Origin of the sequence: Arthrobacter sp. AL05 (genome assembly GCF_029960715.1) — a bacterium.
Lineage (GTDB): Bacteria > Actinomycetota > Actinomycetes > Actinomycetales > Micrococcaceae > Arthrobacter.
Window position 1 is genome coordinate 48700 of the sequence record NZ_JASBRC010000008.1, and the last position, 25819, is coordinate 74518.

At 65.9% G+C, this 25819-nt stretch carries 19 protein-coding genes and 1 pseudogene; 18 read left to right on the forward strand and 2 right to left on the reverse strand.

Annotation, left to right across the window (positions count from 1 at the left end; genetic code table 11):
* The first annotated feature begins 2 nt into the window (after positions 1-2).
* Positions 3-920 carry a hypothetical protein gene (locus QK287_RS11395; RefSeq protein ID WP_282360103.1) on the forward strand — a complete coding sequence of 306 codons (918 nt, stop codon included), beginning with the start codon at positions 3-5 and terminating at the stop codon, positions 918-920.
* 46 nt (positions 921-966) lie between these two features.
* On the opposite strand, the gene QK287_RS11400 is transcribed toward QK287_RS11395, so the two are convergent.
* Positions 967-2262, reverse strand: a complete 1296-nt coding sequence (locus QK287_RS11400; protein WP_282360104.1) for a GAF domain-containing protein — start codon at positions 2260-2262, stop codon at positions 967-969.
* Positions 2263-2467: 205 nt separating this feature from the next.
* Between QK287_RS11400 and QK287_RS11405 the strand changes: the two genes are divergently transcribed.
* From QK287_RS11405 to QK287_RS11460, 12 genes and pseudogenes are all read left to right on the forward strand, one after another.
* Positions 2468-4258 carry an NAD(P)/FAD-dependent oxidoreductase gene (locus QK287_RS11405; RefSeq protein WP_282360105.1) on the forward strand — a complete coding sequence of 597 codons (1791 nt, stop codon included), beginning with the start codon at positions 2468-2470 and terminating at the stop codon, positions 4256-4258.
* A gap of 134 nt (positions 4259-4392) precedes the next feature.
* Positions 4393-5449 (forward strand): annotated as a pseudogene (locus QK287_RS11410) (2,3-butanediol dehydrogenase).
* 83 nt (positions 5450-5532) lie between these two features.
* Entirely contained in the window at positions 5533-6603 is a 1071-nt protein-coding gene (locus QK287_RS11415; RefSeq protein WP_282360106.1) for an alkene reductase, read from the forward strand.
* 278 nt (positions 6604-6881) lie between these two features.
* Positions 6882-7592, forward strand: coding sequence for a GntR family transcriptional regulator (locus QK287_RS11420; RefSeq protein WP_226776441.1), 711 nt, complete (start codon positions 6882-6884; stop codon positions 7590-7592).
* 157 nt (positions 7593-7749) lie between these two features.
* The gene (locus QK287_RS11425; RefSeq protein WP_282360108.1) at positions 7750-8754 is read left to right on the forward strand and encodes a sugar phosphate isomerase/epimerase family protein; all 1005 of its coding nucleotides are present in this window, start codon (positions 7750-7752) and stop codon (positions 8752-8754) included.
* A gap of 84 nt (positions 8755-8838) precedes the next feature.
* Positions 8839-10626: a dihydroxyacetone kinase family protein gene (locus QK287_RS11430; RefSeq protein ID WP_282360109.1), complete on the forward strand. Its 1788-nt coding sequence runs from the start codon at positions 8839-8841 to the stop codon at positions 10624-10626.
* On the forward strand, positions 10623-11105 hold the full coding sequence (locus QK287_RS11435; protein ID WP_282360110.1) for a ribose-5-phosphate isomerase: 483 nt from the start codon (positions 10623-10625) through the stop codon (positions 11103-11105). Before QK287_RS11430 ends, QK287_RS11435 begins: the two co-directional genes overlap by 4 nt.
* Positions 11106-11107: 2 nt before the next feature.
* Positions 11108-12118: a 3-hydroxyacyl-CoA dehydrogenase family protein gene (locus tag QK287_RS11440; protein WP_282360111.1), complete on the forward strand. Its 1011-nt coding sequence runs from the start codon at positions 11108-11110 to the stop codon at positions 12116-12118.
* 40 nt (positions 12119-12158) lie between these two features.
* Positions 12159-12926, forward strand: coding sequence for an SDR family oxidoreductase (locus QK287_RS11445; RefSeq protein WP_282360112.1), 768 nt, complete (start codon positions 12159-12161; stop codon positions 12924-12926).
* Between the two features lie 12 nt (positions 12927-12938).
* Positions 12939-13064 (forward strand): hypothetical protein, encoded by a 126-nt coding sequence (locus QK287_RS11450; protein WP_256447068.1) that lies wholly within the window; start codon positions 12939-12941, stop codon positions 13062-13064.
* A 66-nt stretch (positions 13065-13130) separates the two neighbouring features.
* A complete protein-coding gene (locus QK287_RS11455) occupies positions 13131-14480 on the forward strand; it encodes an MFS transporter (protein ID WP_282360113.1) in 1350 nt (449 codons plus the stop codon).
* A 39-nt stretch (positions 14481-14519) separates the two neighbouring features.
* Positions 14520-15314: a triose-phosphate isomerase family protein gene (locus tag QK287_RS11460; protein WP_282360114.1), complete on the forward strand. Its 795-nt coding sequence runs from the start codon at positions 14520-14522 to the stop codon at positions 15312-15314.
* 5 nt (positions 15315-15319) lie between these two features.
* On the opposite strand, the gene QK287_RS11465 is transcribed toward QK287_RS11460, so the two are convergent.
* Entirely contained in the window at positions 15320-18940 is a 3621-nt protein-coding gene (locus QK287_RS11465; RefSeq protein ID WP_282360115.1) for a TM0106 family RecB-like putative nuclease, read from the reverse strand.
* A 168-nt stretch (positions 18941-19108) separates the two neighbouring features.
* Between QK287_RS11465 and QK287_RS11470 the strand changes: the two genes are divergently transcribed.
* The 5 genes from QK287_RS11470 (at position 19109) to QK287_RS11490 (ending at position 25804) form a co-directional block, all read left to right on the forward strand.
* Positions 19109-19729, forward strand: coding sequence for a heme-binding protein (locus tag QK287_RS11470; protein ID WP_226776450.1), 621 nt, complete (start codon positions 19109-19111; stop codon positions 19727-19729).
* A 14-nt stretch (positions 19730-19743) separates the two neighbouring features.
* A complete protein-coding gene (locus QK287_RS11475; RefSeq protein ID WP_282360116.1) occupies positions 19744-22236 on the forward strand; it encodes a Tex family protein in 2493 nt (830 codons plus the stop codon).
* A 158-nt stretch (positions 22237-22394) separates the two neighbouring features.
* Positions 22395-23789 (forward strand): OFA family MFS transporter, encoded by a 1395-nt coding sequence (locus tag QK287_RS11480; RefSeq protein ID WP_226776467.1) that lies wholly within the window; start codon positions 22395-22397, stop codon positions 23787-23789.
* A 1-nt stretch (position 23790) separates the two neighbouring features.
* A complete protein-coding gene (locus QK287_RS11485; RefSeq protein ID WP_256447069.1) occupies positions 23791-23919 on the forward strand; it encodes a hypothetical protein in 129 nt (42 codons plus the stop codon).
* Positions 23920-24019: 100 nt separating this feature from the next.
* Positions 24020-25804, forward strand: a complete 1785-nt coding sequence (locus QK287_RS11490; RefSeq protein WP_226776468.1) for a gamma-glutamyltransferase — start codon at positions 24020-24022, stop codon at positions 25802-25804.
* The last annotated feature ends 15 nt before the right edge of the window (positions 25805-25819 follow it).

Here is a 25819-nt window from a genome sequence, read left to right on the forward strand (position 1 = left end):
CCATGATTGCGAAGGCTTTTGTGGTGGTTGCTTTGGTTCTTTCTTTCGGCGGGCACGTTGCTGAACAGGCGAGGGCCGATGCTTCAGATTCTGCGGTGAAAGGAGACTGGCAAGAAAATGGAGCCACAGTTTCCTCGTGGCATCAGGATCCTCACTCGGGAGTGTGGACGAGATTCGCAATTGGCATCATCGACGATCCCTATGTTTACTTACACAAGCGAGTCTGCAGGGATGATCCGACCTTGGATGGATCAAACTGCGCCGGGCCTGACATTGAATGTTCTGTAGGCGAAAACGGTCGGAGCGTGAATTGGTATCGATCCCTCAGAGATTTTAATCCTCCGGTATGGGGTTTCTTTGCCGGACCGACCTGCATCTATGACGACGAGCCGGCGGACGTGCTGGATCGAATCGCGGCCATGATGCAGGCGGAGTTCCAAAAATTGCCAATTGCTCCAGCATCAGTCACGGCCCAACCGAGTCCGCACACACTCCGGGGAGCCGAGACCAATTTCTTCGCTAATGCGACGGAGCAGCAGTTCGACATCACGATTCTGGGCCAGAAGGTGCACGTCTTCGCCAAGCCCGTCCAATACACCTGGGGCTACGGCGACGGGACCTCGCTGGGCCCACAGCTCTCGGCCGGTGGACCGCTCCCGCAGGACCGCTGGGGCGAAAAGACTGCCACAAGCCACGTCTACCCGGAAACCGGCGACTTTTCCGTGGTGCTGACGACACATTTCCAGGGCACGTATTCCGTCAATGGCGGCCCGCCGTTGCCTATCCCGGGCCAAGGACAATTCAGTTCGCCGCCGCAGACCATCAGCGTCTGGCGCTCCATCACCCGAAACTACGCTGACGACTGCCTGCGTAACCCGCTGGGTCAAGGTTGCCCTGGAGTCGCGCCGCCTGCTCCTTAGCAGTGAGCCAGGCTTTCGGCCTGCGCCAGCTTCGCGCCGGCGCAGCCTAAGCCCGCAGTTCCCGGTCGATCCGCTCCATCCGGGCGTTCACCAGCTGGCCGCGAGGATCATCCGGGCCCATAAGCTTCGCTGCGGCGGCCGCGGCGGCCGTATCGACGGAGCCCATATCGCTCAAGCACCACTGCAGCATAAGGCGCGCATCACCACTGGCACGGACGGAGGCGCCAACCGCTTCGTTGAGTTCGTCGCGCAGGAATCCGATGGCGAGGTTAGCTGACCGGTTGAGGAATCTGGCCGGATAGGCCGCAAACGCAGCAGCAACGCGGCCGGCCCGCAAATGGCGGGCAACCCGTGCAGCATCGGAATCTACCGTGACGCCGGCTGCAAAACGGTAAGGATTTGCTTCCACCACATTGCCCAGGAGGCTGCGGATCCGGTGCATCTCGGTCCGGATGGCTGCCGCGGTACCGGCATCGCCGTGAATTTCGTAGGCCAACTCGTCGGCGCTCCAGCCCTGGGTGCGGGATGCCAGCAGCGCCAGGATCTCGGCACGGCGCAGTGTCAGCGGGCGGAGAGTGTCGCCGTCGAGCGCGGCCGAAGGAGCGTCCCCCAGAAGTCGCAGCTTCAGCGCTAACGTACTTCCGGCGTCGCGATCCGGTCCGGCGGGAGGGGTCGCGGACTTCAACAGCTCCTCGGCCAGCCGCACTCCGCACCGCACCAGACGAAGACTGTCCGGCGTGACCGATTCGAATGGACCGGATACATCCAAGACTCCGAGGACGTCCCCAGTCAAAGGGTCACGAATCGGTGATGCCGTGCAGGCCCAGTCGTGATGCGTGCGCACGAGGTGCTCGGCGGAGAAGAGTTGCGCCGGAACCCCCGTTACCAGCGCCTCGCTGATGGCATTGGTGCCCACTCCCGATTCGGACCAGTCGGCGCCCTCGACAAACTCCAAGGAGTCCGCGAGCCGCAAGGCTTGCCTGCTGCCAATCCGCCACAAGACTTCGCCCACATGGTCCGTGACGATCAGCAGATGGCGCCCGGTCGCGGTCTCATCCGCCAGCAGTTGGGACAGCGCCGGCATAACCGCCGCCAACCGGTGGCCGGCACTCAAGGAGCGTGCTTCGGAAACTTCATGCCGGTGAACGGGCCGGTGCTGATCCGGGTTGATGCCCAGCGCGAGCGAACGCTGCCAGGATTTAATCAGCGACGGCGGCAGGCGCGGATCGGGAGCGCCGGAAATGGTTGCCTCGTGTGCCGCCCGGAGCGTCCGGGCGTACTCCTCGGGCGCGGAAAACCTGAGGTCCGCGGAGTTCAGGATCGAGCTGTTGCTTAGCCCCATACTGACCCTCCCAACTCGCCATCGAATCGTTGCACCCGTCCAGGCAAGGCAGGCCACCGGCCGCCGGAGACGGAGGGCAGTAGCTTGGCAGACCTGTGTAACCCGATTGTAACCCCCCGCGAACTGTACTTGTGATGCGGGTCACCGCATGGTCTGGACGTTATGCAAGGGGAACGGCCCGCCGTCAGCAAGGGAAAGAGGAAAGATGCCTGAGACTCCAAACAGCGTGGTTGAGACGTGGCTGGTGCACTTCGATGAGGCGCTGCGGAACCACAACATTGACGCCGTGCTGGAACTATTCGACGACGATTCGTACTGGCGCGATTTCGTCTCGTTCACCTGGAACCTCAAAACCCTCGAGGGCAAAGAGGACATTCGGCGGATGCTCGATGCGACACTGAACGACGTGCAGCCAAGGAACTGGACCCTCGCCGAGGATGCCACCGGCGACGCTGCGAACGCCGAGGCGTGGGTGAACTTCGAGACCGCCCAGGCCCGGGGGTACGCCCACCTGCGGATCCGGAACGGCAAGTGCTGGACCCTGCTGACCACCATGCAGGAGCTCAAGGGCTTTGAGGAGAAAAAGGGAGCCAAACGGGAGAAGGGCGTCGCCCACGAGATCACCAGGGGCCGCAAGTCCTGGCTTGAACTAAAAGAAGAACAGGAAGCCCGGCTCGGCTACCAGGACCAGCCCTACACGGTCATTATCGGCGGCGGCCAGGGCGGAATCGGGCTGGGGGCCCGGCTGCGCAGGCTCGGCGTGCCCACCATCATCATTGAGAAGAACGAGCGCGCGGGTGACTCCTGGCGGAACCGCTACAAGTCCCTCCACCTCCACGACCCGGTCTGGTACGACCACCTGCCCTACATCAAGTTCCCGGACGACTGGCCGGTCTTCGCGGCCAAGGACAAGATCGGCGACTGGCTGGAAAACTACACCCGGATCATGGAGCTGAACTACTGGTCCAAGACCGAATGCACCAACGCACGCTTCGATGAATCCACGAAGGAATGGGTGGTGGAGGTGGTGCGCGACGGCGAACCGGTCACCCTGCGCCCCAAGCAGCTCGTCTTCGCCCTGGGCGTCTCGGGATACCCCAGCGTCCCCGCGTTCGACGGCGCCGAGTCCTTCCTGGGGGAGCAGTACCACTCCTCCAAGCACCCGGGCGGCGGAGACTGGACCGGAAAGAAGGCCGTGGTCATCGGCTCCAACAATTCGGCCCACGACATCTGCGCCGACCTCTGGGAACACGGCGCGGACGTCACCATGGTGCAGCGTTCCTCCACGCACATCGCCCGCAGCGAATCGCTCATGGACCTCGCCCTTGGCGGTTTGTACTCCGAAAAGGCACTGGCCAACGGCGTCACCACGGAGAAGGCCGATCTGCTCTTTGCCTCGTTGCCTTACCGGATCCTCCCCGAAGCGCAGATCCCGGTCTACGCGGAGATGGCCGAGCGCGACGCGGAGTTCTACGCTCAGCTGGAGGCCGCAGGCTTCGACCTCGACTTCGGCGTCGACGGCTCCGGACTTTTCCTGAAATACCTGCGCCGCGGCTCCGGTTACTACATCGACGTCGGCGCCTCACAACTGATCATCGACGGCCGGGTCAAGCTGGCCAACGGTGAGGTCGGGAAGATCACCGGGAACGCCGTCGTAATGGCCAACGGCACCGAGCTGGAAGCCGACGCCATCATTTACGCCACCGGATACGGCTCCATGAACGGATGGCTCGCCGACCTGGTCTCACCCGAGGTGGCCGACGCCGTCGGCAAGTGCTGGGGATTCGGCTCGGATACGCCCAAGGACCCCGGCCCGTGGGAGGGCGAGCTGCGCAATATGTGGAAGCCCACCAACGTCGAGAACCTCTGGATCCACGGTGGCAACCTGCACCAAAGCCGCCATTATTCCAACTACCTGGCCCTTCAGCTCAAGGCCAGGATGGAGGGGCTGCCGACGCCGGTCTTCGAGCGTCAGCCCACGCATCACACACGCTGACCCGGACACGCCGTGACATTCACAGCCCCGGGAACCACACTGGGGTGACGGCCTCCTGCTGTGACAATCCAACGACATGCCGTGGATGCGCCTGACCGGGCGCATCCACGGCCCGAAATGCGAAGGAAACCACCATGAAAGCAGCACGATTCCATGCCCGTGAGGTTCTCCGGATCGAAGATATTCCGGAGCCGGAGCTGCGCCCCGGAGCGGTGAAGATCGCCGTCGCCTGGTGCGGGATCTGCGGGACTGACCTGCATGAATTCCTGGAAGGGCCGATCTTCACCCCGCCGCCCGGCCACCCCCACCCGATTTCCCACGAGGAAGCCCCGGTCACCCTGGGGCACGAATTTTCCGGCACCATCGAGGAACTGGGGGAGGGTGTGACCGGGCTCGCCGTCGGAGACAGCGTGGTGGTGGAACCATATATCGTCTGCAACGAATGCGGCCCGTGCCTCAGCGGCCACTACAACCTGTGCACCAAACTCGGCTTCATCGGCTTGGCGGGCGGCGGCGGGGGCCTGAGTGAGAAGGTCGTCGTCGACACCCGGTGGGTCCACCCGGTCGGCGACATCCCGCTGGACGAAGCCGCCCTCATCGAACCCCTCGCGGTGGCCTATCACGCCGTCGGCAGGGGCGACGTCAAGGCCGGGGACGTCGCCGTCGTCGGCGGTGCGGGCCCGATTGGCCTGCTGACCGCAGCGGTCCTCAAGGGCCTGGGCGTCACAACGATCGTCACCGAGCTGTCGGCGGCCCGGAAGGAAAAAAGCGATGTCCTCGGGAGTCGCGGACCATGTGCTGGACCCGAGCTCGGATGACGTCAAGGCGCGGGTGCTGGAACTGACGGCCGGTGCGGGGCCGGACGCAGCCTTTGAATGTGCCGGCGTGAATGCCGTGCTGGACACCATGCTCGACGTCGTGAAGCCGGCCGGCGTCGTTGTCAACGTCTCGATTTGGGGGCATCCGGCCACCGTCGATATGCAGAAGCTCGTCCTGAAGGAAATCGACTTGCGCGGCACCATCGCCTACTGCGGGGATCATGAGGCTGCGATCAAGCTTGTCCAGGACGGAAAAGTCGATCTGAAACCCTTCATCACGGGTCGAATCGCCCTGGATGATCTGGTGGACCAAGGCTTTGACACGCTGATCAATCACAACGACACTGCGGTGAAGATCATCGTCCACCCTTAGTGATCCGAGTCTCAGCCGGAATAGTTGCAGGCGCTGTGCAGTTGCCGCCTACAGACCCCAACGTCTTGTGAAAGGAACTGCGCATGCTGTTTTCCCCAATGACCCTCGGTGAGCTCGAACTGCCCAACCGGCTCGTGATGGCTCCGCTGACACGTGTCCGATCCGGCAAGGAAGGCATCCCCGGGCCGCTGGTTGTCGAGCACTACCGGCAGCGGGCTTCGCTCGGCCTGATCGTCAGCGAGGGAACCTACCCGAGCCGCGCCGGCCAGGGATTCCCGGGCCAACCCGGCCTGGTGACAGACGAGCAGCTTGAGGGCTGGGCCAACGTTACCTCGGCAGTGCACGCCGAGGGCGGCAGGATCTTCGCCCAGGTGATGCATGCCGGCCGGGTCACCCACGAGGCAACCAACGGCGGTCACCAGGTGGTTGCGCCCAGCAGCATCGCGATCGACGGCGAGACCCGCACCTATGACGGCAAGAAGGCATATCCGGTGCCGCACGCGCTGACTGCCGCCGAGCTGCCGGGCATCGTCGAGGAGTTTGTGACCGCGTCCCGCAAGGCCATTGCCGCAGGGTTCGACGGCGTGGAACTGCACTCCGCCAATGGCTACCTGCTGCACGAATTCCTGGCACCGTCCGCCAACCAGCGCGACGACGTCTACGGCGGTTCCCCGGCGAACCGGGCGCGCTTTGTGATTGAAGTGACCCGGGCCGTGGTGGACGCCGTGGGTGCCGACCGGGTTGGCATTCGCATCTCACCCGAGCACAATGTGCAGGGCGCGGTGGAGCTTGACGCCGCCGATATCAAGGCAACGTACGGCCACCTCGTGGATGCATTGGCCCCGCTGAAGCTCGCCTACCTCAGTGTGCTGCACCAGGACCCCACCGGCGAGTTGGTGCAGGACCTGCGCACCCGGTTCGGCGGCACGTTCCTGCTGAACACGGGCTTCGGTGTTATCACCACCCGGGAGGAAGCCACCGCGCTGGTCGCTGACGGCCACGCTGACGCCGTCGTCGTCGGACGCCCCGCCATTGCCAACCCGGACCTGGTCCGCCGCTGGCAGGAAGGGCTCCCGGTCAACGAACCGGACCAGTCCACCTTCTACGGCGAGGGCGCCAAGGGCTACACGGACTACCCGGCGTACCAGAACTAGGCCCCGGGCCGCAGCACCCCCCGGAATACCTCCCGCGGGTGGACATGTCCCTCCTCGATCACTGTGACCGATGGACATGTCCCTCCGCGATCACCAACAGTGGGCAGAATGCCATTCTGCCCACTGTTGGTGTTTAAGAATGGGCATGTGCCACCGGATTGGGCTCCAAGAATGGGCATGTCCCGTCGGCCCTTGGAAGCAGGGATGGGCATGTCCGGTGTGGGTCCGGGCGCAGCGCCCATGCCTATCCGAACGGCGCAGTCCTATAGGATTTGACCATGCAACCAGCTTCATCCGGGAACCTGTCTCAGGGCCGACCCGCAGGCCGACCCGTTAGCCGACAGGTCCTTGCAGACCACGTCTACGAGGAACTCCTGGCGTCCCTGATGGACGGCCGGATGGAACCGGGGGCCGTGGTGAGCATCGACGGTACCGCACGGGAACTGGACGTGTCCCCCACTCCGGTCCGCGAAGCGCTGGCCCGGCTCGAACACACCGGCATGGTGCGCCGGGTGGCGCTGAAGGGCTATCGTGTGGCGCCGGTGTTTACCCAAGAGGACTTCGCGGAACTGATGGAGGCAAGGCTGGCCATTGAGCCGGTCAATGCCCGGCTCGCCTGCGCCAGGCTGACGCCGGAGCATCTCGCCGAGCTGGGCCGAGCCGTCGCTGATCTCAGGTCCGCGCCGCGGGGACCGTCGTTTGCCGAATACCGCGACTATCTGGAGGCGGACGAGAGGTTTCATCGGCTGATAGCGGAGTTCACCGGTAACCAGTTTATGGTCGCCGCCTATGCGGCGCTTGGCGGGCAGGTCCAGCGTTTCCGCCTCTTCGGGGGAGTGGGCATCACCGACGCGGAGTACGCCATCGCCGAACACGAGTCCGTCCTGGACGCCCTAGCAACCGGGGACCCGGACCGGGCCGCGGCAGCCATGTCCGACCACGTGTACAGGGTACGTGGCCGGGCCATCGCGGACGCGCCCGCCGGCTGAGCCGGCCCCCAAGGGAACCTCACAACTGACCCCTTCACAGGCAGGGATTGTCCCTATAGGATCTTTGATTGTTGCCAGCAATCATGGATGTGACCTTGACAACATTCATTTGATAGTAAATCCTATAGGAAACAGGATTCCACGAAGGAGTGAACCCATGGCCTATACAGCCGAAAACTGGCCCATCACGGCAGCGTTGCTGCAGTTCCCTGGCGTTGACGCCGCGGGAACCCCGATCAACGACGCTGAGGCAACGGCGTGGGCCGCGGTACTGCAGGAAGTCAAGGACGCTGGTTTCACCAACGCGGACCTCACCGACAGCTGGGTCCGCCCCGGCGACCTGAGCCCCACCCGCCTCGCCGAGTTCAAGCAGACCGCCGACAACGTCGGCATCGGCATTCCCGTCATCTCCGCCATCCGCCGCAGTGTCATCGAGGAGCGGAACTGGGAAGCGAACCTGGCCTACAGCCACCGAACCATCGACGCTGCCGCCGAGCTTGGCTGCGAGGTGGTCTCGTTTGGACTCCACCAGGCGCTCACCGCCGAACAGCAGAAACAACTGTGGTTCTGGACAGTCGAAGGGCACAAGGACCCGGTGGGCGACAAAGAGACCTGGGCCAAAGCCGTCACCCGCCTGCGTGAACTGGGCCGGCACGCCGCCGACGCGGGCCTCCTGCTCTCGCTTGAAATGTATGAAGACACCTACCTGGGCACCGCAGACTCATCGGTGCAGCTGGTGCAGGACATCGGACTGGATAACGTCGGCCTCAACCCGGACCTCGGCAACCTGATCCGCGTGCACCGCCCGATCGAGGACTGGCGGGAGATGGTTGCCAAAACACTCCCGTACTCCAACTACTGGCACATGAAGAACTACATCCGCGACGAAAACCTCGCCCGCGACATGTACGTCGCGATGCCGGCGCCGATGGAAAGTGGCCTGATCAACTACCGGGAGGCCTTCCGGATCGCCCTCTCGGTCGGCTTCCAAGGCATCCTGTGCACCGAGCACTACGGCGGCGACGGCCTCAGTGTGACGGCCAGCAACCAGGACTACCTCCGCGGCCGCATCTTGCCCAAGACCGCCGGCTATCCGCTCGGCCGCAGCCAGGTGGCCCAGGGCCGCCAGCAGCCGGCCGCTGCGGAACTCGCCGGCGTTTAGGCCAGTTCCCGACGGCGGCCCGCTGACTTCCGCTGCTCCTGCTCCACTTCGGAATTACCTCCACCACGGATTCAAAGAGGAACCATGACCCAGATCTTCGACAACCCCGCGGACTTCGCGGATGAGGCGTTGGACGGCTTTGTGGCAGCCAACCGAGGCTACGTAGCCCGTGTGGACGGCGGCGTCGTCCGGTCCACCGAGGTACCCGCCGGACAGGTCGCACTGGTGGTTGGCGGCGGCTCCGGCCACTATCCCGCCTTCGCCGGACTCGTCGGCCCCGGACTTGCCACCGCGTCGGCCTGCGGCAACATGTTCGCTTCCCCGGCAGCCGGCCAGGTCTACCGGGTCGCGAAGGCCGCCAACGCCGGCGGTGGCGTGCTGCTGAGCTACGGCAACTACGCCGGGGACGTGCTGCACTTCGGCCAGGCGCAACTCCGCCTCAACGCCGAAGGTATCGAAACGCGCACCGTCTTGGTCACGGACGACATTGCGAGCGCTCCGCTCGAGCAGATCGAGAAGCGCCGCGGAATCGCAGGTGACCTGACCGTCTTCAAGGTCGCCGGCGCCGCCGCCGAGGCCGGACTGACGCTGGACGACGTCGAAGGGCTGGCCATCCGGACGAATTACCGGACCCGTTCCCTCGGTGTCGCGTTCGAGGGCTGCACGCTTCCCGGCGCCAGCGAACCGCTCTTCCACGTACCCGCCGGGCAGATGTCCCTGGGCCTGGGCATCCATGGTGAACCGGGAATCTCCGAACACCCTATGCCCACGGCCTCGGAACTCGCCGAACTGCTCGTCTCCAGGTTGCTCGCCGACAAGCCGCACGACGCCGGTGACCGCGTGGTGGCGATCATCAACGGCCTCGGCACCGTCAAGTATGACGAACTGTTCTTGCTCTTCGGGAAAATCGAAAAGCTCCTCGTCGCGGCCGGTCTCACAGTTGTGGAACCGGAATGCGGTGAACTTGTTACCAGCCTGGACATGTCAGGGCTTTCCCTGACCCTGCTCTGGCTTGATGACGAACTCGAACGGTACTGGGGAGCACCGGCGGACACGCCGGCGTTCCGCAAGGGAAACCTGGGTCCGCGCCGCCCGCGCCAGCAGGCGCTGGTCGAAACGGAAGCGGCAGCCGACGTCGAACACCCCACCGCGGCAGCGGCGGGCCTCGGGCTGCGGGCTGCGGCAATCCTGGGCCAGGTGCGCGACGTCGTCGTCGAGCATGAAGACGAATTGGGCCGCCTGGACGCCATCGCCGGCGACGGGGACCACGGCATCGGGATGCGGCGCGGCGTCGACGCAGCTGTCACGGCGGCCGAGCAGGCGGTGGCCCTCGACGGCGGCGCCTCGGCTGCCCGGGTCCTCACCGCGGCGGGGGAGGCCTGGAGCGAGCGCGCCGGCGGCACCTCCGGCGCGCTCTGGGGTTCCGCCGTCATTGCCGCCGGACTTGCGCTGGGAAACCGGGAGGACTATTCGGGAGCAGATGCCGCCGCCGCCGTCACCGCTTTTGCGGACGCCATCACCGAACTCGGCAAAGCAGAACCGGGAGACAAGACCATGGTGGACGCGTTGCTGCCGTTCAAAGACACATTTGTCACCGCGTTCGACGGCGGTGCGTCCGTCGCTGGGGCGCTCGCCGGCGCCGCCGCCGCAGCGCAGACCGCTGCCGAGGATACCGCCAAGCTCCGTCCGCTGAAGGGCCGCGCCCGGCCGCTTGCGGAGAAAAGCCTCGGCCACGCGGACCCCGGAGCCATTTCCTTCGCCCTTATTACGGCGCGGATTTCAGCGCACCTGAACACCGAATACCCTGACACCGCAGAGATCGATTTCGCGTCCGTCAAACCCGGACCGGCACAGCAAGGAGCACAGGCATGAGCACAGCAACAGGCTGGCGCGTTGTCATCGGCAACGATGAAGCCGGCGTCGAATACAAGATGGCGTTGAAGGCGCTGCTCGAGGCGGATCCCCGCGTCGCCACCGTCCACGACGTCGGCGTCGGCGCCGACGACACCACCGCCTACCCGCATGTCGCCGTCGCTGCCGCCCGAAAAGTCGCCGACGGCGAAGCCGACCGGGCGCTGCTGATCTGCGGCACGGGACTCGGCGTCGCCATCTCGGCCAACAAGGTTCCCGGCATCCGTGCCGTCACTGCACACGACAGCTACTCCGTGGAACGGTCCGTGCTCAGCAACAACGCCCAGGTGCTCACCCTCGGGCAGCGCGTCATCGGCCTGGAGCTGGCTAAGAAGCTCGTGGGCGAATGGCTCAGCCACCGTTTTGATGAAAATTCTTCCTCCGCCGCCAAGGTGGACGCCATCTGCTCCTACGAGCCCGACTACACGAAAGCAGTCTGACCATGACCGACAACCTCAGCAGCGAGGCTGCACAGTCCATCGATGCGGCGGGTGCACTTAACGCCGCCCGCAAGATCGCCGTCGTCGGCTCCGGCTACATGGGTGGTGGGATCGCGCAGGTATTGGCCCTTGGCGGTGCCCGCGTAGCGCTGGCCGATGTGTCCGCCGAGGTGGCGCAAAAGAACTACGACCGGCTGCTGGCCGAATCCGATGAGTTTGTCGCCGCGGGGCTTTTCCCGGCCGGTTCCACCGAGATCCTGAAGCAGAACCTCTGGGCCGCCAGGGACATCGAGGAGGCCGTCGCCGACGCCGACTTCATCGAAGAAGCCGTCCCGGAAGTCATCGCGATCAAGCACCAGACCCTGGCTCGCATCAGCGCCGCGGCCCGTCCGGACGCGGTCATCGGCTCCAACACCTCCACCATCTCCATCGCGGAACTCTCCGAACCGGTCACCAACCCGGGCCGGTTCCTGGGGGTACATTTCTCCAACCCGTCACCGTTCATCCCGGGCGTGGAAATCATTCCGCACGCCGGGACGACCGCGGCCACCATCGGCGCCGTCCGCGACCTTGTCCACGCGGCCGGCAAGCAGACCGCCGTCGTCAAGGACGTCACCGGTTTTGTGCTCAACCGCCTGCAGTATGCGTTGTTCCACGAGGCCGCCCAGCTGGTGGAGCAGGAGATTGCGACGGCCGAGGACATCGATACCCTGGTCCGCACCACCTTCGGCTTCCGGTTGCCGTTCTTTGGGCCGTTCGCCATTGCCGACATGGCAGGGCTGGACGTCTACAACTTCTGCTACAAGTCGCTGCAAAGCGAATTCCCGGAACGCTTTGCGACGCCGAAGATCCTCAGCGAGCTGGTCGACGCCGGAAAGCTGGGCACGAAGACCGGTGCCGGTTTCCTCAACGTCCCCGCCGAGCGTACTCCCGAGCTCATCGCCTACCGGAACAAGGCCTATGTGGCGATGCAGAAGCTCATCGACGATCTCGGCCCCGCGCCCATCAACTAGCACCGCCACTTCCACTTTTTATCCGTTCAGGAGCAGCTTTATGAGCACTTTCCCCGCAGCACGCACAGTCATCATCACCGGCGCCGTTTCGGAGCGTGGCATCGGCCGTGCCACCGCCAACTACCTGGCCGCGCAGGGCTGGAACGTCGGCATCATCGACCTCGACGACGCCAGGTGCAAGGCCGCGGCCAAGGAACTCGCGGCCGAGTACGGCGTCAGGGCTTTCGGTGCCGGCGCCAACGTCGGCGACGAGGCCTCCGTCCGTGCAGCCATCGACGCGATCGAAGCCGAACTGCCGCAGATCGTGGCCCTCGCCAACGTGGCCGGCGTCAGCTCCCCGGTCCCGTACCTGGAACTCGACGCGGCCGAGTGGGACCGGGTCCTCGGCATCAACCTCAACGGCGTCCACTACGCCACCCGCCGGGTCGCCGAGTCCATGGTCAAGAACCGGATCGGCCGCATCGTCAACATCTCCTCAGTCTCCGCCCAGCGCGGCGGCGGCACCTACTCCAAAACCCCGTACTCCGTGGCCAAGGCCGGCGTGATTGGGCTGACCCGTGCCACCGCCCGCGAACTCGGTGAATACGACATCACCGTCAACGCGATCTCGCCGGGCCCCATCGATACCGACATTATGGGCGGGACCCTGAGCCAGGAACGCAAGGACGAGATGACCAAAGACCTCGTCGTGAACCGGGTGGGCTCCACCCGGGACATCGCGGCCGCCATCGCCTTCCTCATCAGCGAGGACGCCGGCTACATCTCCGGCCAGACGCTGAATGTGGATGGCGGACTCTACATGCACTAAGGAAGAAGCACCGTGGCACAACCGAGTAAGACCGCAACCTCCGGATTCGCGTCGTGGAGCAGGGGACGGAAGATCTATCTCGCCGTCGGGATCCTGGCCTGCCTGGCCGGGGTCATGATCATCGCCTTGTCCCGCTAGAGAACATCGTTTTGACCGCTCCACCCACCTGATTCACTCAACTAATCTGCTCGACGAGGAGTTTTGATGTCCGTTGTATCAACGTCCACCAGGGACCTTCTGGAGACCCCGGTCCTAAAATCGGCGATCTCCAAGGCGTCCCGCCGACTTATGCCCATGCTGGTCATCCTGTACGTGGTGGCCTTCCTAGACCGCACCAACGTGGGCTTCGCCGAAGCCGCCCTGGGCGTGGACAAGGGCATCACTGCCGGCGCCTATGCCCTCGGTGCCGGGATCTTCTTCATCGGCTACGCCCTGTTCGAAATCCCGAGCAACCTGCTCCTGACGAAGTTCGGCGCCAAGATCTGGCTGGCCCGCATCGCCATCACCTGGGGCATCGTCTCGGCGTGCTTCGCGTTCGTCCAGGGCGAGACGTCGTTCATCATCCTGCGCTTCCTGTTGGGTGTCACCGAAGCCGGCCTGTTCCCGGGCGTCATCATGTTCCTCGCCGCGTGGTTCCCCAACAAGGTCCGCGTCAAGATGTTCGCCATCTTCTACCTGGCCCAGCCGTTCTCCCAGATGCTGGGCGCGCCGCTCTCCGGCTGGCTGATCAACATCGGCGACCAGGTTCCCGGTGTCCAGGGCTGGCAGGTGATGTTCTTCAGCGAGGGCATGCTGGCAGTTCTCGCCGGCGTTGCAGCGTTCTTCTTCCTGATCAACAGCCCCCAGGACGCCAAGTTCCTGACCAAGGAAGAGAAGAGCGCACTCCTGGAGGTCATGGCACTGGAGGACACCGTCAAGGAAGAGTCCGGCCCGCGCGGCGTGCTCGCCGCCATGAAGAACGGCAAGGTCTGGTACTTCACCGTCATCTACTTCTGCCTCCAGATCGCCGTCTACGGTGTAACGTTCTATCTCCCGCAGCAGGTAGCCCAGCTCACCGGCCAGAAGGTTGGCCTTGCTGTCGGTCTGCTGGCCGCGATCCCGTGGTTCTTCGGTATCTTCGCCTGCTACTTCATCGGCAAGGCCGCCAACACGGTGGTCCGCCGCCGGGTCTGGGGCACCGGGCTGTTCATCTCCACCGGGCTGTGCATCTTCGGTTCCGCGTGGGCCGGCGCGAACCACATGCCTGCCCTCGGCATCATCTTCATCACGCTGGCCGTGTGCAGCTTCCTTTCGATCGGCCCGATCGCCTGGTCCTACCCGACGGCGTTCCTGACCGGTACCGCCGCGGCTGCCGGTATTGGCCTGATCAACTCGCTGGGCAACCTCGGCGGATTTGTGGCACCGATCCTGCGGACCACTGTCAACCAGGCCACCGCCTCGGACACCGGGACCATGGGCGTCTACGCCCTCGGTGTGTTGCCCTTCCTGGCCGCGGCAATGATGTTCGCCACCAAGCGGTTCAAGAACAAAGCGGACGAACTGCTGGAGAAGTAAACCAAGCCGTTCCGCCCGATCCAGCAGAAAGCACCAACAATGCAGCAGCGCAGCGCCCTCCAATTCACCGCCGGCAGCATCCTGGTGGGTGTCAGCTCCAAGATGTACCTGGGATACCGGGACAGCCTGGACTGGCTGGAACGGCTGCGGCATGTTGTGGACACCCGCCCGGCTCTCGCAGCCGGGCGGGTTGTCCCGTTTGTTATCCCCTCGTTCCCGGTGCTGCCGGCCGCGGCCACGCTGCTTGCCGGTTCGCCGCTGCTGCTCGGCGCGCAGAACTGCGGGTGGGCCGACGGGCCATGGACCGGGGAGGTTGCCCCGTCCATGCTGGCCGAGCTGGGCGTCGGGTTGGTGGAGATCGGCCACGCCGAGCGCCGGCGCCACTTCGGAGAAGACGACGCGATGGTGGCGCGCAAGATCCGGGCCGCGGATGACGCCGGGCTCACGGCGCTGCTGTGCGTCGGAGAGGCCGACGCCGGCAATGCTGAGAGCGCCGCGGACGTTGTGTACCGCCAGATCCGGTCCGCCGTCGACGGCGACTGGGATCTTGCCTCGCGGCTCGTCATCGCGTACGAGCCCGTCTGGGCCATCGGTGCGCCGGAACCAGCCGCTGCCGGGTACGTGTCCGACGTCGTAGCGCGGCTCCGGAACAACCTTGCCGCCTCGGGACGGGCCGACTTGCCCATCATTTATGGCGGCTCAGCCAAGCCCGGACTCCTGCCGGCACTGGACGGCGTTTCCGGCCTCTTCCTGGGCCGGTTCGCGCACAATCCGGTGAACTTCGGCACGGTGCTCGATGAGGCGCTCCTGCTGGCCGGGTCGGTTCACTCCTAGCCGGACTAGCTACCGGCCGCGACAGAGCGTTGGCACAGCCCGATGAACCCGCCCAGCTGCTCGAGGCCTTCGGGGTGCAGGGGCAGGTAGTTGGTGAGCTCAGGCGAACGGACCAGCACCGCGCGCCACTGGCCCCGGGACACCGCCACGTTAATCCGGTTGCGGGAGAGCAGGAATTCCATGCCGCGCGGGGCCTCGGCCACCGCCGAACACGCCATGGACACAATCACTACGGCGGCTTCCTGGCCCTGGAATTTATCTACGGTTCCCACCCGGACGCCAGCCAGGGACGCGTCCTCCAAGGCCTCCCGAACCACGTTGACCTGGGCGTTGTACGCAGCCACCACCAGAATGTCCGCACCTGCCAGCGGCCGGGTGCCGTCCTCCGCATGCCAGCTCAGCCCCACATGGCGGCGTACCTGCCTGACAACTTCGGCGGCTTCCTCGACCGAGGACGTGGTGTTGCCGCTGTGCTCCACCAGCACCGTCTCGATCCCGGACGGAACTCCCTCGAGCCGGCGGAGGTCCGCGGCCGGGGCCGAGCGCAGCTTGCCGTCATACGAGAGTTCGGAGACGGCCCGGCACAGCTGCGAGGTCATCCGCCACGAGTCGGCCAGGAAGTAACCAAGCCCCGGCGGCAGCGTGGCATGGCCGGCCGAAACCCAGCCCAGCGCTGAGTCGTTCACGGGTTCGGGGTGGCTGCCCTGGCTGACCTGCGGCAACTGCTGGGGATCGCCAAGCAAGAGCAGGCGGCTGCTCGCCTGCGCCACGGCAAGGGTGTTGGCCAACGAGAATTGGCCGGCCTCGTCAATGACCAGCAGGTCCAGGGATCCGGCCGGAACGTTAGCGCCAGTTATCGTCCAGGCAGTCCCGCCGATCAGGGCGCCGCCCGGGGAAGCGAGCAGCCGCGCAACATCCTGCGCCGACCGTTGATCCCACGGGAGCGGTTCCTGGTGTTTGACGTCTTTGGCCACGCAGGCAGGATCGACGCCGGCCTTAGCCACAGCTGTTGTGAGCAGGTTCTCCACCACCGCATGGGACTGACCGACGACACCGACTTTCCAGCCGCTGGCTACCAGCCGGGCGATGACATGGGACCCCACGTGGGTCTTGCCCGTCCCCGGCGGTCCCTGGACCGCGACATAGGAATGGTCCAGGGACCTAACAGCCTCGGTGATCGCGTTAATAAAACGGTCCGGCCCCTCACCCGGCGCAGGCAGCGGCGCCCCGGAAACCAGCCGCGGCGGAACCCGGCGGACAAGATCCAGCGCCGGGTGACGCGGGAAACCAGGCGGCGCGGCTGTTAATCCGGCGGCGACGTCGCCGGAAAGGGTGGCCAAGGCCTCCTCAAGGCTTTTGGTCTGGATGGGCTGGTCTTCGGTCAGCGCCACGGGCACCTGACCGTAAGGTTCGATGCCACGGCGGAGCTTGTCGCGGATGATGACAGTATCCCGGCCGTCCTCGTGGCCGAGCTCCAGGACCTCCGTTCCGAACCACCCGTTGCGACCGCTCCCGTTTATCCCCGTCCCCTCGAGCCCGGCCGGGAGCGGCGGTTCGTACATCCGGAACCAGGTGCTGCCTGCACGAAGATCGGAGCCAGGGCTAAGAGTGCCGATCAGCTTTACCCTCCGCTCCGGGAGCTTGGCACCTTCCTTGCGCCACTCCGTCAACACTTCAGCGTCCTCGACGAGGAAGACGTTGCGGTCCTGCTGGTGGTGGCTGTCGGGGCCGTTCTCGCAGCGGTCGAAGTGCGCCCACCAGAAGGCCTTCCGCTCGCGGCGGTGGTAGCTGACCGCCGCCGCCAGCATCGCAACGGCCCTCCGGTCGTTCCCGGACAGCCCGACGCCGGCCTCCGCCAGCCCGGCAAGCCTCACTTCCAGTTCATCGAGGTCAGCGGTTCCCGGTGCGGCGTCGGTGCCGGAGCCGGCGGTGGGGGGAGCAGCAGGGGAAGCCCCGCCGGCACCGTCCGGCCCGATGCCGCGCTCCCGTGCCAGGTCCAGGAGCCAATCACGGAGCGCCAGGGTGGAGAGGCAGTCGTACTCGTTATAGTCGGAGATCCCGGCGAGGATTGAGGCAGCCTCCCCGGCCCGGCCGTCGTCGCGTGCATCGCAGTAGTGGGCGTAGGCAACCACGGAGGCGCCGGCGTCCTTGACGTCCCCGGACCGCAGGTTCGTCCCCATATAGAGCGGCTCAAGTTTCTTGATGCTGTATGAATTCTCGGAGATTCGGATGCTGGTCCTGACCGTCTGGTACAGGTCCACCAGGAGTCCTTCGCGCAGCCACCGGTCGACGGTGTCCTCGCCGGCGACGTGCAGTACGGAGAGCTTCCGGAGGGCAGTCTTCTCGTAAGCGGCGTAGTGGTAGACGTGCATATCCGGATACTCCTGCCGGCGCTGCTGGACATAGTCGAGGAAGTCGAGGAACGCCTGCTTCTCTGCCTCCCGGCTGTGCGCCCAGAACGGCCGGAACACCCCTGCCAAGCCGGGCCCTGCCGGGGCCTCGACGACGCCGAACAGGTACTCCAGTCCCCAGACCCCGGTGGCGCTCTCCTGCCACAGCGGATCGCCTTCGAAGTCGAAGAAAATATCACCGGCGCTGGGAGGTGGCAGCTCCGCCAGGGAGTTCTCCGGGACCACCCGGTAGCTGAGGGCGTGTTCCGTTCCGTCCTTGACGTACCGGACTCCGCCGTCGGCAGCGCCAACCCCGCTCTGCATCCGGGCCTGGTCCTGCAGCCGCAGCAGGGCTGCGTTCGCTCCGGGAAGGTCAGCCTGGGCGAGTGCCCTGACCGTGAAGATCTTCCGGGCGTGCAGGGCTTTGCGCTGCGCCGAAGTCATCCGCGCCACCAGCAGCAAATCGTCTGTGGCTGCGGCCTGCTCCTGGCAGTAGTCGCAGCGGCCACAGGCGCTAAGCCCGGCCGCACCCCAGCGCACTTTCTGCGGCTGCGCCAGATGGGCGGCGGTCAACGCCACGAAACGGTCCCGGCGCTCGCGGAAGACCGGCAGGATCTCGGCCAGCTTGTGGTTGGTGCGGACGTAGTCGAAGCCACCACCCGGGAGCGGTACGGTGGCACCGAGAATCAGGGTCACGGCGGGGTCCGGTGTGATCCCGGCCTTCAGCAGCTGATCACCGTAGGCGGCCAGCTGGAGCAGCGCGGTCACCTTGGCATGGCGGGCCAGTTTGGTGTCGAACACCGCGTAGCTGCCGTCGGCCTGGCGGACCAGGAAGTCGGAGCGGCCATGGAACTGGCCGTCAAAGAAGGCGGCCTGGAACACCACGTCTGACCCCGAGCGCAGGGCTTCAAGGGATTCGTGGTGTTTGGACAGCAGCGTCGTGCGGTCCATGGCTTGGGCAGGCGCGACGTCGTACACCCCCCGCCCGGTGGCGGGATTCCAAGGACCGAACTCCTCGACAAAGCCTGCGAGGACCTTGAGTTCGTGGCGGTCACCGAGCACTGCCGCATGCTGGAGCATCTCGTCAGCTTCGAACCCGGCTTTGGGGGCACGGCCCAGCTTCTCGTCAAGCTTGCGCAGCACCTGATACTCACAACCGGCTGCCGTGACGAGGTCGCTCGCGGAAAAAACCAGGTCCGGTGCGGAACCCGGCACGTCCGGTTCAAGAAAAAACACTGTGCCCCCGATAACTGACGCGCTGCTGGTTCTAAGGCTGGGCCTGCGGGCGTCAGCGCCGACCGCCCTTCTGGTCCTCAAGCTATCAAAGCCCGCCGACATTCCGGCGGGCACCAGGGCTGGAACGCACTGGTTCCTGTCGTCGGTCGGGCGTATGGTCTGAAGACCATGACGGAACAGCAGCCTTTCGAACTTGTCCAGCGTTACCCGCATTTCGAGTTGCGGCACTATCCGACGCACGTGGTGGCCGAAGTCCGGGTCAACGCAAGCTTCGACCGGGCAGGCAACGCGGCCTTCCGATACCTCTTCAACTACATCAGCGGCAACAACGCTGCCCGGCAGTCGGTAGCCATGACCGCCCCGGTTGTGCAGGGCTTCGGCCCGTCCCAGAAACTGGCGATGACCGCCCCGGTGCTCCAAAGCGGGTCCCTGACCAGCGCAGACGGTGCGGCAGAGTTTGTGGTGGCCTTTGTCCTGCCGGCGGGAATGACAGCTGAAACTGCCCCGGTACCGTCAGATCCGAAGGTCAGGATCCGGACCGTGCCCGGGTCCTTCGTGGCCGCGAAGGTGTTCTCCGGCGGCGGCTCGAAGGGCGCTTTCGAGCAACGGAACCTGGAACTGCAGGCAGCCCTGACGAATGCAGGCCTACGCGCCGTGGGCTTGCCCCGGTTTGCCCGTTTTGATCCGCCGTTTAAGCCCTGGTTCCTCCGCCACAACGAGGTCCTCCAGGACGCCGAGCATCCGCGTGCCGGTGCCGGTGGGGAGACGCCCGGGGAAACGCCGGGGTAAGGCAAAATGGCAGGGTGACCAACCTCCCGCAGCGCCCGTCCCCGTCCGCCACCAGCAAGGCTCCGCACACGCAGGAGTCCGGCATTGCCGCGCAGATCGCCGCAGAGCTCGGTGTGCAGGCTTGGCAGGTCAAAGCCGCAGTGGACCTGCTCGACGCAGGGTCCACAGTGCCCTTCATTGCCCGCTACCGCAAGGAAGCCACCGGGACGCTCGATGACACCGCGCTGCGTGGACTGGAGGAGCGGCTGCGATACCTGCGCGAGTTGGAGGAGCGTCGCGGCACCATTCTCGAGGCTATCGCGGCGCAGGGGGCATTGACGCCGCAACTGCAGGCCGCCGTCGCCGGGGCCGATACGAAGTCGCGGCTGGAAGACATCTACCTCCCGTTTAAGACCAAGCGGCGCACCAAGGCACAGATCGCCCGCGAGGCCGGGCTTCAGCCGCTCGCCGAGGCGCTGCTGAAGCGGCCGGAGCTGGATCCTGAACGGGAAGCGGGCCGCTACCTCAACGCCGAGCACTCCATCGGGGACGCCGCGGCGGCGCTCGCGGGGGCCCGATCCATCCTGGTGGAACGTGTCGCGCAGGACGCGGACCTGGCAGCTGCGTTGCGCGAACGGCTCTGGACCCAGGGCCGGATGGTGTCCCGCGTGAAAAAGGGCAAGGACGCCGAGGGCCAGAAGTTCAAGGACTACTTCGAATTCTCCCAGCAGCCCGCCGGGATGCCCTCGCACCGCGTCCTGGCGCTGTTGCGCGGCGAAAAGGACGGCGTGCTGGAGCTGGATCTCGCCGAGGCTGAACCGAACGACGACGCCGCCCTCACCGCCGCCCGCAGCAGGTACGAAGCCGCCGTCGCCCGCTTCCTCGGGGTCGCCGACCGCGGCCGGCCGGCAGACGCCTGGCTGCTGCAGACCGCCCAGTTGGCATGGCGCTCGCGGGTACTGGCCCGACTCACCGCTGACCTGCGAAGCCGGATGTTCGCTGCCGCCGAGGATGAGGCAGTACGGGTCTTCGCCGCCAACCTGCGCGATGTGCTGCTCGCTGCGCCGGCCGGGAACCGCGCCACCCTGGGCCTGGACCCGGGACTGCGGACCGGGGTGAAAGTCGCGGTGGTGGACGGCACCGGTAAGGTGGTTGCCACGGACACCGTCTACCCGCACGCGCCGGCCCGGAAATGGGACGAGGCGCTCCGGACGCTGGTAAACCTCGCGCAAAAGCACGGCGTCGAACTCGTCGCCATTGGCAACGGCACGGCGTCGCGGGAAACGGACAAACTCGCCGCGGAGCTGCTCAAACAGCTCACAACGGGCACGGAAAGTGCCAACCGAAGCGGCAAACCGCAAAAAATCGTGGTCTCCGAGGCCGGTGCGTCCGTCTATTCGGCCTCGGCGCTGGCTGCCGCTGAGCTGCCGGGGATGGACGTATCCCTGCGCGGTGCCGTGTCCATCGCACGGCGGCTGCAGGATCCGCTCGCGGAACTCGTAAAGATTGAGCCTAAGTCGATCGGCGTCGGGCAGTACCAGCACGATGTCACCGCAGCCAAGCTGGATCGTAGCCTCGACGCCGTTGTCGAAGACTGCGTCAATGCAGTCGGCGTCGATGTCAACACCGCGTCCCCGGCGCTGCTGAGCCGAGTGGCCGGCGTCGGTCCGCTGCTGAGTGAGAATATTGTGGCCTACCGGAATGAACATGGACCGTTCGGCAAGCGCAGCGAGCTGAAGAAGGTGCCACGGCTCGGCGCCAAGGCCTTCGAACAGTGCGCGGGTTTCCTGCGGATCAGCGGGGGAGCGGAGCCGCTGGATGCCTCCAGCGTGCACCCGGAGGCCTACCCGGTGGCGCGGAAGATCAAGGCTGCGGCGGGCAAAGAGCTGGCCGCCGGAAGCTACACAGCGCTGAATCCGGCGGACTTCGTTGACGGTTCCTTTGGTCTGCCCACGGTTCAGGACATCATCGCCGAACTCGAGAAGCCTGGCCGTGACCCGCGTCCGGCCTTTGCCGCGGCGACGTTCTCGGAGGGTATCGAGAAGATCTCGGACCTCAGGCCGGGGATGGTGCTGGAAGGGACCGTGACCAATGTGGCGGCCTTTGGTGCGTTCGTCGACGTCGGGGTCCACCAAGACGGCCTGGTGCACGTCTCGGCGCTGGCCAACCGGTTCGTCTCCGATCCCCGCGAGGTGGTCAAATCCGGCCAGGTGGTGCGGGTCAAAGTGCTGGAGGCCGATCCGGAACGGAAACGGATTTCGCTGACCCTGCGGCTCGACGACGAACCGGCAGCTCGTCCGGACCGACCAGCGGCTCAAGGAGCCCAAGCGGGCCGAGCGTCCCAACCGTTCGCTGCCCGGCGGCCCTCCGGCGCTCCGGTGCCCGGCCGCCAGTCTTCAGCCGGGCAGCCGCAGCGCCCGGTGCCGGCAAAAACATCCCCGGCAAAAACATCTCAAGCCAAAGCGGTTCCCGCACCGGCCAACACCGCTATGGCCGAGGCGCTGCGGAAGGCGGGACTCGGGAAGTAGTTTTACCGTTCGTCGAGGATTTCCTACCGTTCGGCGCACGAACCGTACGTTTACTGATTATCTGCACCATGATTGCCGGAGGCAACGGCTCATCTTGGGGTCTTTCGCCTCTAAAATCGCTGGACACCGAGGTCTTCGACGAGCAAAGGGAACACATTATGGGCTGGCTGGACCGTGAACAAACGATTGCCCCGCCGGGATTCAATCGATGGCTGGTGCCACCGGCCGCGCTGGCCGTGCACCTGTGCATCGGGCAGGCGTACGCCACGAGCGTTTACAAGACGGCGCTGGTCAAGCACTTCGGCGCCAGCCTGACCGAGATCGGCGTGATCTTCTCCATCGCGATTGTGATGCTGGGACTTTCGGCCGCCATCATGGGGACCTGGGTGGACAAAAACGGTCCGCGCAAGGCGATGTTCACCTCGGCCGTGTTCTGGGCCAGCGGTTTTGTCGTCGGTTCGCTGGGTATCTTCAGCGGCCAACTGTGGCTGGTCTACCTCGGTTACGGTTTCATCGGCGGCATTGGCCTGGGGATCGGCTACATCTCCCCGGTTTCCACGCTGATCAAGTGGTTCCCGGACCGCCCGGGCCTCGCGACCGGTATGGCCATTATGGGCTTTGGCGGCGGTGCCCTGATCGCCAGCCCGGTCTCCACCGCGCTGCTGAAGATGTATGACCCCAACTCCGGCGCCAAGGGCTGGGTGGCCAGCGGCGACTCCGTCGGCAAGCTTTTCCTGACCCTCGCTGTTGTGTATTTGGCCTACATGATGTTCGGCGCATTCACCATCAAGGTCCCGGCCGAGGGGTGGCGACCGGCCGGCTTTGACCCGAGCAAGGTCAAGGCGGCCAAGCTGATCACTACTGACAATGTCTCCGCAGTGAACGCTGTGAAGACCCGCCAGTTCTGGCTCGTGTGGGTGGCCCTCTTCTGCAACGTCACGGCCGGAATCGGCATCCTGGAGCAGGCAGCGCCGATGATCCAGGACTTCTTCCGCCAGTCCGACGGTGTGTCCCTGGTCAGTGCCGCAGTCGCCTCCGGCTTCGTCGGGCTGCTCTCGATCGGCAACATGTCCGGCCGCTTCGCCTGGTCAGCCACCTCGGATACGACCGGGCGCAAGCGCATCTACATGGTGTTCCTCGGCATCGGCGCCGTGCTTTATACGGTACTGGCGCTAGCCGGTTCCACCACGACCTTCCTCTACGTGGCGCTCGCCTTCGTAATCATCTCCTTCTACGGCGGCGGCTTCGCGACCGCCCCGGCGTACTTGCGGGATCTCTTCGGCACCTTCCAGGTTGGCGCTATCCACGGCAGGCTCCTTACGGCCTGGTCCGCGGCCGGCATCGCCGGGCCGTTGATCGTGAACGCCTTCCTTGACGCCCAGGGCAAACCCGGCCAGCTGACCGCCGGGTCCTACCAGCCCGCGCTGCTGACCATGGTGGGGCTGCTGATCATCGGCTTTGTGGCCAACCTGCTGGTCAAACCGGTCGATGCCCGGTTCCACGAACCCCGCCCGGACCAGGTCCGTAACGACGAACCCGCCATGGAGGCTTGAAATGAGTACCGCACAGACATCAGTGAACAAGTCCACCGGGAAGATGGTCATCGCCTGGGCGCTGGTCGGTGCCCCGCTGGCCTACGGCATCTATGAGACCCTCACCCGCGTGGCGGCGCTGTTTGGCTGACGCTGCCGGCGGACCCGTGACCCGGCAAGGCGGCTCCGCTGCCGGGTTCACGGGACCGGATGCGTTCACCACCCGGCCCACACTGCAGGGCACCTTCGGGATGAGCGCCTCCACGCATTGGCTTGCGACGGCGGCCGCCCAGGCCGTGCTGGAACGCGGCGGGAACGCGTTCGACGCCGCGACGGCCGGAGCGTTTGTGCTGCACGTAGTCGAGCCGCACCTGAACGGTCCCGGCGGCGACATGACCGCCATCTTCGCCACCGCGGCGGAACCGGGCATACCGGTAGTCCTGATGGGTCAGGGTCCGGCGCCCGCGCGGGCCACCGTGGATCACTACCGCGCGGAAGGCCTTGATTTGGTGCCGGGCTCGGGTGCCCTCGCCGCCGCGGTGCCCGCCGCCGTTGACGCGTGGCTGCTGCTGTTGCGTGATCACGGGACCTGGGAACTCGGCGAGGTGCTGGAGTTCGCCATCGGCTATGCCCGCGACGGGCATCCGATGCTGGGCCGGGTAGGGACAACGATCGCTGCCGTGGCGGAGCTTTTCCGTACGCATTGGCCCACCTCGGCCGAGCTGTGGATGCCCGGCGGACGGATCCCGGCCGAGGGTGAGCTGGTTCGGAACCCCGCCTATGCCCGAACCCTGCAGCGGCTCGTCGACGCCGGGGCAACCCCTCCGGCCGGGATACCGGACGAGTCCCCGGCAAGTCGCTCCCGTGTGGCCAGGATCGACGCCGCCCGACGTGAATGGCGCGGAGGCTTCGCAGCAGACGCCATGGTGAAGTCCGCCCGGACGCCGCACCGGCACTCCTCCGGCAAAGACCATCGCGGAGTCCTGGCGTTGGAAGATCTCGCCGGGTTCGAGGCCGGCTACGAACCGGCCGCCACCGTGGAGTTCCGGGGGCACACAATCGCCAAGACAGGGCCGTGGGGGCAGGGCCCGGCGCTACTTCAGGCACTTGCCATTCTCGAGGGGTTCGCTGACCGGTACCTGGATCCATCCACCGAGCTCGGAGCGCATACCATCCTGGAGGCCCAGAAGCTGGCGCTCGCAGACCGGGAAGCCTACTACGGTGACACTGACGTGCCGCTGGAGTATCTGTTGTCGGCCGAGTACTGCGCAGGCCGCCGGGCGCTCATCGGCGAGCGGGCCTCGCACCAGCTCAGGCCGGGGTCGGTGCCCGGGCGGGTGCCGTATATGCCCGTACTGCGCACCGGCTATCCAACGCCGGCGCTCGCGGGGGCACGTGCTGCGGGATTCGGGGTGGGAGAGCCGACCGTGGCGCCGAGCGGCGAGACCCGCGGCGATACCTGCCATATCGACGTCGTGGACCGCTGGGGCAACATGGTCTCTGCCACACCCTCGGGAGGATGGCTGCAGTCCTCGCCCGCTATCCCGGAGCTGGGCTTCTGCCTCGGCACCCGGCTCCAGATGACCTGGCTCGAACCGGGCACACCCTCCACGCTGACGCCGGGCAAGCGGCCCCGGACCACGCTGACGCCGACCCTCGTGCTTCGGGACGGGAGGGCAGTGACTGCCTTGGGGTCGCCGGGCGGTGACCAACAGGATCAATGGCAGCTGCCGTACCTGCTCCGGACGATTGTTGGCGGTTACACACCGCAGCAGGCCATCGATGCGCCCACCTTCCATACGACGTCGATGCCCGGTTCGTTCTGGCCGCGCACCTGGGAGCCAGGCGGCGCCGTCGTTGAGGACCGGCTGGGAGAGGACGTTATAGCCGGACTTGAACGCCGGGGTCACGTCGTCACCCGAGCTGGCGGCTGGACGCTGGGACGGCTCTCCGCGGTCATTCGTGACCCCTCGACCGGCGTCCTGCAGGCCGCAGCCAATCCCCGCGGTGCGCAAGGGTACGCCGCCGGGCGCTAGCGGACATGATTGGCC

Excerpts from the sequence above, each read along its gene's own strand:
- QK287_RS11400 (WP_282360104.1), bottom strand. The coding sequence starts at position 2,262 with ATGGGGCTAAGCAACAGCTCGATCCTGAACTCCGCGGACCTCAGGTTT.
- QK287_RS11425 (WP_282360108.1), top strand. The coding sequence starts at position 7,750 with ATGGCCTATACAGCCGAAAACTGGCCCATCACGGCAGCGTTGCTGCAG.
- QK287_RS11415 (WP_282360106.1), top strand. The coding sequence starts at position 5,533 with ATGCTGTTTTCCCCAATGACCCTCGGTGAGCTCGAACTGCCCAACCGG.
- QK287_RS11405 (WP_282360105.1), top strand. The coding sequence starts at position 2,468 with ATGCCTGAGACTCCAAACAGCGTGGTTGAGACGTGGCTGGTGCACTTC.
- QK287_RS11440 (WP_282360111.1), top strand. The coding sequence starts at position 11,108 with ATGACCGACAACCTCAGCAGCGAGGCTGCACAGTCCATCGATGCGGCG.
- QK287_RS11445 (WP_282360112.1), top strand. The coding sequence starts at position 12,159 with ATGAGCACTTTCCCCGCAGCACGCACAGTCATCATCACCGGCGCCGTT.
- QK287_RS11395 (WP_282360103.1), top strand. The coding sequence starts at position 3 with ATGATTGCGAAGGCTTTTGTGGTGGTTGCTTTGGTTCTTTCTTTCGGC.
- QK287_RS11455 (WP_282360113.1), top strand. The coding sequence starts at position 13,131 with ATGTCCGTTGTATCAACGTCCACCAGGGACCTTCTGGAGACCCCGGTC.
- QK287_RS11460 (WP_282360114.1), top strand. The coding sequence starts at position 14,520 with ATGCAGCAGCGCAGCGCCCTCCAATTCACCGCCGGCAGCATCCTGGTG.
- QK287_RS11430 (WP_282360109.1), top strand. The coding sequence starts at position 8,839 with ATGACCCAGATCTTCGACAACCCCGCGGACTTCGCGGATGAGGCGTTG.
- QK287_RS11420 (WP_226776441.1), top strand. The coding sequence starts at position 6,882 with ATGCAACCAGCTTCATCCGGGAACCTGTCTCAGGGCCGACCCGCAGGC.
- QK287_RS11480 (WP_226776467.1), top strand. The coding sequence starts at position 22,395 with ATGGGCTGGCTGGACCGTGAACAAACGATTGCCCCGCCGGGATTCAAT.
- QK287_RS11490 (WP_226776468.1), top strand. The coding sequence starts at position 24,020 with ATGAGCGCCTCCACGCATTGGCTTGCGACGGCGGCCGCCCAGGCCGTG.
- QK287_RS11485 (WP_256447069.1), top strand. The coding sequence starts at position 23,791 with ATGAGTACCGCACAGACATCAGTGAACAAGTCCACCGGGAAGATGGTC.
- QK287_RS11470 (WP_226776450.1), top strand. The coding sequence starts at position 19,109 with ATGACGGAACAGCAGCCTTTCGAACTTGTCCAGCGTTACCCGCATTTC.
- QK287_RS11435 (WP_282360110.1), top strand. The coding sequence starts at position 10,623 with ATGAGCACAGCAACAGGCTGGCGCGTTGTCATCGGCAACGATGAAGCC.